Annotated in this window: 6 protein-coding genes; all 6 read right to left on the bottom strand. The window is 61.6% G+C overall.

Going from position 1 to position 7,786, the window contains the following annotated elements; all coding sequences use genetic code 11:
- Window positions 1-1,733: DNA topoisomerase IV subunit A (gene parC / locus HU811_RS22670; protein ID WP_186658187.1), on the bottom strand; the 1,733-nt coding region annotated here is incomplete at its 3' end.
- Between the two features lie 10 nt (window positions 1,734-1,743).
- The gene (locus HU811_RS22665) at window positions 1,744-2,265 is read right to left on the bottom strand and encodes a retropepsin-like aspartic protease family protein (RefSeq protein WP_186658186.1); all 522 of its coding nucleotides are present in this window, start codon (window positions 2,263-2,265) and stop codon (window positions 1,744-1,746) included.
- Window positions 2,262-3,248 carry an esterase-like activity of phytase family protein gene (locus HU811_RS22660; protein ID WP_186658184.1) on the bottom strand — a complete coding sequence of 329 codons (987 nt, stop codon included), beginning with the start codon at window positions 3,246-3,248 and terminating at the stop codon, window positions 2,262-2,264. The genes HU811_RS22665 and HU811_RS22660 overlap by 4 nt, the downstream gene beginning before the upstream one ends.
- Window positions 3,248-5,152, bottom strand: coding sequence for a DNA topoisomerase IV subunit B (gene parE, locus HU811_RS22655; RefSeq protein WP_047227288.1), 1,905 nt, complete (start codon window positions 5,150-5,152; stop codon window positions 3,248-3,250). The genes HU811_RS22660 and parE overlap by 1 nt, the downstream gene beginning before the upstream one ends.
- Before the next feature lie 41 nt (window positions 5,153-5,193).
- Entirely contained in the window at window positions 5,194-5,802 is a 609-nt protein-coding gene (locus tag HU811_RS22650) for a YqiA/YcfP family alpha/beta fold hydrolase (protein WP_186658182.1), read from the bottom strand.
- A gap of 742 nt (window positions 5,803-6,544) precedes the next feature.
- Complete coding sequence (locus HU811_RS22645) at window positions 6,545-6,874, bottom strand: DUF6124 family protein (RefSeq protein WP_186658179.1); 330 nt, start codon at window positions 6,872-6,874, stop codon at window positions 6,545-6,547.
- Window positions 6,875-7,786 lie beyond the last annotated feature (912 nt).

The raw sequence follows: 7,786 nt of genomic DNA, 5'->3' as shown, positions 1-7,786 counted from the left end.
GGGGGGGGGGGGGGGGGAGCCGATGGCAGGGTATGGGCCGGCACCGAATAACTGCGCCCGGTAGAATCGACGAACACCGCAAACTGGTTGGAACGCCCGGCCGCCAGTGCCTTGAAACCGTCCCCCGCCTTGTAGGAAAGCCCCGCGGCGTCAATATCATGACCCTTGGCGGAGCGTACCCAGCCTTTTTCCGACAGCACGACGGTCACTTTCTCGTTCGGCAACAGATCATGTTCGCTCAGCGCCTTGGCTTCGGCGCGCTCGACGATGGGCGAACGACGATCGTCGCCGTAGGTTTCAGCATCCTTGAGCAGTTCGGTGCGCACCAGCTTCTTGAGCTTGGCTTCGCTGCCCAGCAAAGCTTGCAGCTTGGCCTGTTCCTTGAGCAATTCATCCTGCTCGGCCCGCAGCTTCATCTCTTCCAGCCGCGCCAGTTGCCGCAGGCGGGTATCGAGAATGTAGTCGGCCTGGATTTCGCTCAAGGCAAAACGCGCGATCAGGCTGGCCTTGGGGTGCTCCTCGGTGCGGATGATATGAATCACTTCATCCAGGTTGAGGTAGGCAATCAGCAAACCGTCCAACAGGTGCAGGCGACGCTCGACCTTGTCCAGGCGAAATTGCAGGCGCCGGCGCACGGTCTTGACGCGAAACTCCAGCCATTCCACCAGCAGCGCCCGCAGGTTTTTCAGCTGTGGCTTGCCGTCCAGACCGATGATGTTGATGTTGACCCGGTAGCTGGACTCAAGATCGGTACTGGCAAACAGGTGCTGCATCAGCGCGTCATGATCAACCCGACTGTTGACCGGAATAATCACGATCCGGCACGGGTTCTCGTGGTCGGATTCGTCGCGAAGGTCAGCGACTTGCGGTGCTTTCGACGGCTTTGCCTGCATCATCGCCGCAATTTGTTCCAGAACCTTGGCCCCGGAAACCTGGTGCGGCAGGGCGGTGACGATAATGTCGCCATCTTCGATGTGGTACACCGCGCGCATACGCACCGAACCGCGACCGGTTTCGTAGATTTTCAGGAGGTCGGCGCGCGGGGTGATGATTTCCGCTTCGGTCGGGTAGTCCGGGCCCTGAATGTGCTCGCAGAGCTGCTCCACCGTGGCTTTGGGCTCGTCCAGCAGGCGCACGCACGCGGTTGCCACTTCCCGCAGGTTGTGCGGCGGCACGTCGGTGGCCATGCCCACGGCGATGCCGGTGGTGCCATTGAGGAGGATGTTCGGCAAACGTGCCGGCAACACCAAGGGTTCATCGAGGGTGCCGTCGAAGTTCGGCCCCCAATCTGCGGTGCCTTGGCCCAGCTCGCTGAGCAGCACTTCGGAATAACGCGACAGCCGCGCCTCGGTGTAACGCATGGCAGCAAAAGACTTGGGATCGTCTGGCGCACCCCAGTTGCCCTGGCCGTCCACCAGGGTGTAGCGGTAGCTGAACGGCTGGGCCATCAGCACCATGGCTTCGTAGCAGGCCGAGTCGCCATGGGGATGGAACTTGCCGAGTACGTCACCAACGGTACGCGCCGACTTCTTGTGCTTGGAATCGGCATCCAGCCCCAGCTCACTCATGGCGTAGATGATCCGCCGCTGAACCGGCTTGAGACCGTCGCCGATGTGCGGCAAAGCGCGGTCCATGATCACGTACATGGAGTAATTGAGGTAGGCATTTTCGGTGAAGTCAGCCAGCGACCGGCGCTCTACGCCGTCTAAGCTGTCTGCAAGAATGTCGCTCATGCGGGCCTCATCAGTTCGTTGTCTGGCGCAGCAACATGGTGCCGCCGCGCTGGGTAAATTCAAGTTTGTTCAGGGCGCTCATGCCCAGCAGCACTTGCGTGCCGCCCAGGCCTGGCGCCACCAGGGCACGGACATCGCGCAACACGATGTCACCCAATTGCAAACGGTCGATGCGGGTGCGATAACCCTCGCTCAAACCGTTGGCGGTGCTCAACGTCACACCGAAACCTTTTTCCAGCTTGAGGCGCGCGGCCAGCTCCTGCGGGATCGCCACGTCCGTGGCGCCGGTGTCGAGCATGAAGTCCACCGGTTGGCCGTTGATCTGGCCGCTGGCGACAAAATGCCCCTGTTTATTGCTTACCAGCTTCACCTCGATAAAACCTTCACCCTGTTGCGAATACACCTCGGTATTGGGATTCTGCGCACGCTGCTCCCACTGGGCAAAAAACCGCGTCGCCAGGAACAGCGCCGCGCACCAGGCCAGTATCATCAACACCCGACCGGCGCGCTTGCCCGGCGGTTGCTGGCTCATGGCGTGGCGCCCCAGCCACCGGCCGGCGCGGCAAAGCGCCAGATGATCGGCCGCCGTTCGCCGTCGGCCCGTGGGCCGTCATTGTTATCCAGGCCAACCCAGGCGCCTTCGGCGTCCACCACCAGCGCTTCGGCCAAGCCGTAGTCCTGTGAATAACGACGGTTTTCCTGCAGCGCTTCGGCGGCGAACGACCAGCAACGCTCCACTTGAGCGGTTTGCGCGTCACGCCGGCAGATCTGATAAGCGTTGCGCTCCAGGGTAAACAGCTTGCCGTCGAACAGTGACAGATCGGCGAAATCCCGCGATACCGCCGTGGCATTGGGGAACTGCACCGGCTGCATCTCTTTCCCCGCTTCGCTCAGCAGCACGCAATTGCCATCACAATCCCACACGGCTTGCTGGCGCTTGATCAGCAATAGGCCGCGGCGTTCACGCTCCGCCGCCAACCACAACTGATCGCCGGCAGGATTTACCGCCAGGCCTTCAAACAACGCATTGAAATGCAGCAACATGCCACTGGCCCGCGCCTGACGGATCATCACCGGTGCGATTTTCAACCAGGACGCGGCGCCCGTCGGCGACACCTGCAACACCGCGGCATGGGATTCACTGACCACGTAGCGATTGCCAGCGCTGTCACAGCTGATGCCTTCGAAATCCAGTTCGCCACCGCGCAGGTACGACGCCGCCCAGGTCCGCGATCTCAAACCCCACGGTAAACCGCTGTCGGGCACCGGCGGCACCTGAATTTCAACGGCTTCTGCCTGCCAGACCGGCGCATCAGAGGAGTTGAGGCGATAGATCCGATCATCATCGCGATCCGACACCGTCCATATTTCGCCGCCGCACACGGCCAGCCCGGACAAGTTACCGCCGCGCAAATCCTCGACGGCATGCTCGGACAGCAACTTCAATTGCGGTGCAGGACCTGCGACCACCACCCCCGCCCACAGCAACAACGCCAGGGCGAAACCGTTGCGCATCAGGCCAGCACCTCGGCCAGGTCCCCTTTGGATTCGAGCCAGGACTTGCGATCGCCAGCGCGCTTCTTCGCCAGCAACATGTCCATCATTTCCGAGGTCGCTTCGAAATCATCCAGGGTCAACTGCACCAAGCGGCGCGTGTTCGGATCCATGGTGGTTTCGCGCAGTTGCGGCGGGTTCATCTCGCCAAGGCCCTTGAATCGGGTGACTTGCGGTTTGCCGCGTTTCTTCTCGGCCACCAGGCGGTCGAGGATGCCATCGCGCTCGGCTTCGTCCAAGGCGTAGTAAATCTCTTTGCCCAGGTCGATGCGGTACAGCGGCGGCATCGCCACGTAGACGTGACCGGCGTCCACCAGCGGGCGGAAATGCTGGACGAACAAGGCGCACAACAACGTGGCGATGTGCAGACCGTCGGAGTCGGCGTCGGCGAGGATGCAGATCTTGCCGTAACGCAGTTGGCTCATGTCCGCGGCGCCCGGATCGACACCGATGGCCACTGCGATGTTATGCACTTCCTGACTGGCCAGCACTTCGCTGCCGTCCACTTCCCAGGTATTGAGGATCTTGCCGCGCAACGGCAGGATCGCCTGGAATTCTTTGTCCCGCGCCTGCTTGGCCGAACCGCCGGCGGAGTCACCTTCCACCAAAAACAGCTCGGAGCGCATCGGGTCCTGCCCGGCGCAATCGGCGAGCTTGCCCGGTAAGGCCGGCCCCTGGGTGATGCGCTTGCGCTCGACCTTCTTGCTGGCCTTGAGGCGCCGCCCGGCGTTGTTGATCGCCAACTCCGCCAGGGCCAGCCCGGTTTCCGGGTTGGCATTGAGCCACAGGCTGAACGCGTCCTTGACCACCCCGGAAACAAACGCCGCCGCTTCGCGGGACGACAGACGCTCCTTGGTCTGGCCGGAGAATTGCGGCTCCTGCATCTTCATCGACAATACGAAGGCAATGCGTTCCCAGACGTCTTCCGGCGCCAGCTTCACGCCACGGGGCAGCAGGTTGCGGAACTCGCAGAACTCGCGCATGGCGTCGAGCAAACCCTGGCGCAATCCGTTGACGTGGGTGCCCCCTTGAGCCGTGGGGATCAGGTTAACGTAGCTCTCCTGAACGCTTTCGCCCCCTTCGGGCAGCCACAACAGCGCCCAGTCCACCGCTTCCTTGTTACCGGCCAGGCTGCCGCAGAACGGCTCGTCAGGCAGGCGTTCGAAACCGTTGACCGCGTCCACCAGATAAGAGCGCAGGCCGTCTTCGTAATGCCACTCGACTTTCTCGCCGGTGGCCTTGTCCTCGAAACTGACCAGCAGCCCAGGGCACAACACGGCCTTGGCCTTGAGCACATGCTTGAGGCGGGTGACGGAGAATTTCGGCGAATCGAAATACTTGGGGTCCGGGGCAAAATACACGCTGGTCCCGGTATTGCGCTTGCCGACGGTGCCGACCACTTCCAGTTCGGTGGCCTTGTAGCCGTCGGCAAAGGTCATCTGGTATTCGTTGCCGTCACGCTTGACCCGCACGCGGACCAGGGTCGACAGGGCGTTGACCACGGAAATACCCACCCCGTGCAAACCGCCGGAGAACTGGTAGTTCTTGTTGGAAAACTTGCCACCCGCGTGGAGCTTGGTGAGGATCAACTCGACGCCCGACACGCCTTCTTCAGGGTGAATATCCACCGGCATACCGCGGCCGTCGTCGCTGACTTCCAGCGAGTGGTCGGCGTGCAGGATGACCTGCACCGAACGGGCGTGCCCGGCCAAGGCTTCGTCGACGCTGTTGTCGATGACTTCCTGGGCAAGGTGGTTCGGCCGACTGGTGTCGGTGTACATGCCGGGGCGCTTGCGCACCGGGTCGAGGCCCGAGAGGACTTCGATGGCGTCTGCGTTATAAGAGCTAGCGCTGGGAGTGGCCATGGGGTCTCGTCGTCAGTGTTCAATGAAAAAGAGGCGATGGCTCACAGCGACGTGAAGTCGATCGCCTGGTACAAATCGGCGCCAATGCCGGCAAAACTCAACAGCGCCGGCAACTGTAGGGCAAACCCTTGAAAACTGTGGTCGCCGCCGGCCTGGATGCGCAAGGCACAGGCGCGGTAATACTGCTGGGCGTGGCGATAATCCAGCGTTTCGTCCCCGGTTTGCAACCATACCTGATACCGCTGCGGATCCTGGGGTGCAAGCACTTCCAGCTCGGCCAGGGCCGTGACGTGGTCGTGGGTCAATTCCCAGGTTTCGTCGGTGTACAAATTCTTCTGCGTGCCCAGGTAACCGTCGAACATCCGATGCGGGCTGACGGCAGGGTTGACCAGCAGGGCCTTGAGCCCGTGGCGCTCGGCCAAGTGAGTCGCATAGTAGCCGCCGAGCGAGCTGCCGACCAGCAGTGGGCGGCCTAGTTGTGCAATCGCCTGCTCCAGCTGACCGATGGCCTGGCGCGGGTGGTGGTGCAAGGCGGGGACTTGTAGGCGGTCGCTTAGGCCCAGGCGGGCCATTACGTCGATCAACTGACTGGCCTTGGTCGACGCTGGGGCGCTGTTGAAGCCGTGGATATAAAGGATAGAACCCGACATGACCGACTCCCTGGGTGTTGGGCAAAGGGCGGAGTTTACAGGGAGATTGTGGGGGTTTGGGGGATTTGCCCGTGTTGTCGCCTCCGATGATCAGTCGATCACGGTACCTGTGGGAGCAAAGCTTGCTCGCGAGGCGGCCTTATAGCCGACCTGTTTCTCCCGGTTGTACTTGGATCCAATTGTGGGAGCGAGCCTGCTCGCGATGGCGGTCTGACTGAGGACATATCCATTGCTGCGGTAACGGCCACTTATGGTTCCGCTCTTACAGCGGCTCACTTTTGAGAAGCCTGCGCGGCCCGGCGAAAAGTAAGCAAAACGCTTTTGCCCCACCACTTGGTGCCTCGCTAGGGCTCGGCATGCCCTCACTCCGGCATTGCTCCGTGGGCCCGCCGCGAAGGGCCATCCATGGCCCAGCGCGGCTATCCCGGCATCCATGCCGGGATGCCCACTGCGCAATACCTGCGTTCGGCCAGCGTGGTTAACGGGGCGCCGAGATCAACGTCCTTCGCGAGGCGGCCTGATAGCCGGCCTGGCTTTAGCGGGTGTACACCCGTCAGACCTGTTTGTGCTGGACCTGTGGGAGCACAGCTTGCTCGCGAGGCGGCCTGATAGCCGACCTGTTTCTCCCGGTTGTACTTCGATCAAACTGTGGGAGCGGGCTTGCTCGCGAATGCGTCGGGTCAGCCGACATCAATGTTGAATGACACACTCAGGTGCTCCCACACAATGCTTACGCTTGACGTTAGCGCGGATCGACGATGTCCAACGCCCGGTTCGCCAACAATTCACTGAGTTCGATCATCTGCTGGACTCCCAGGGCGAAATGCCGACGCGAGCCTTCCAGATCGAAGGTCAGGTCGCCGAGCATGGCGTTGGCGGAGGCCAGGGTTTCGCTGAGGTTAGCTAGGAGCGTCTCCGTGTCTGCGCTCTCCGCGACAGTGAACAGCTGGCTTGAGGGTTGTGTCTTTTTGGCTTGAGGCTTGGGGTCGAGATAATAATCGAGGGCGCGCTTGGCGGCTTCATCGTGCTTTTGGGAATCGGTTTCGGGGGGATTGGGTGTGGCTTTGAACATGATGCATATCCTTCTTTGCGTAGTGGAACCGCCATCTCCCGTTTCCAGGCGAGAGGGTGGCAGCTGTGCGCGGGCTGGAAACCAAGGTAGAAGGAATACCCGGCAGACTCGAAAGTCTCCCGCGCACAGCCGCCATAACGCAGAACTGAACGCTCAAAGCGCCGCAGTATCTCACGCGACTCGCTGATATGCCTTCTACTCATCGGGTTTCCAGGCCCGGCCGCTGAATTGGCAGCGACGGAAAAAGGTTAGCGACAGCCCTTCCCACCCGGCAACCGCCAGAGCTCGTCGGAAAAATCTGCTGCGTCAGGACGGGTGTCCGACCATTCCCACAACCCTGGTCGGCTGTCAGGCCGCCATCGCGAGCAGGCTCGCTCCCACACGGACTTCGGTCGTTTACAAGATCAATGTCCACCGCCAATCTTGTGGGAGCGAAGCTTGCTCGCGATAGCGATGGGTCTGCTTGCATCCATGCTGAATGTACCGCCGCCTTCGCGAGCAAGCCCGCTCCCACAATTGGACCGGAGTACAACTGGGAGAGCCAGGTCGGCTACCAGGCCGCCTCGCGAGCAAGCTTTGCTCCCACAGGTCCAACTCAAAAAAGTCTGATGGGTGTACACCCCCCGCAAGAACCAGGCCGGCTGTCAGGCCGCCATCGCGAGCAGGCTCGCTCCCACACGGGTTTCGGTCGTTTACAAGATCATGCCCACCGCCAATCTTGTGGGAGCGAAGCTTGCTCGCGATAGCGATGGGTCTGCTTGCATCCATGCTGAATGTACCGCCGCCTTCGCGAGCAAGCTTTGCTCCCACAGATCCTGCTCAAACAAGTCTGATGGGTGTACACCAGCAAGAGCCAGGCCGGCTATCAGGCCGCCTCGCGGCGGACGTTGATCTTGGCGCCCCGTTAACCAC

This window comes from Pseudomonas tehranensis (assembly GCF_014268615.1).
Classification (GTDB): Bacteria; Pseudomonadota; Gammaproteobacteria; order Pseudomonadales; family Pseudomonadaceae; genus Aquipseudomonas; species Aquipseudomonas tehranensis.
The sequence above is the reverse complement of the archived record's forward strand: the minus strand, read 5'-3'. Positions and strand labels throughout refer to the sequence as shown.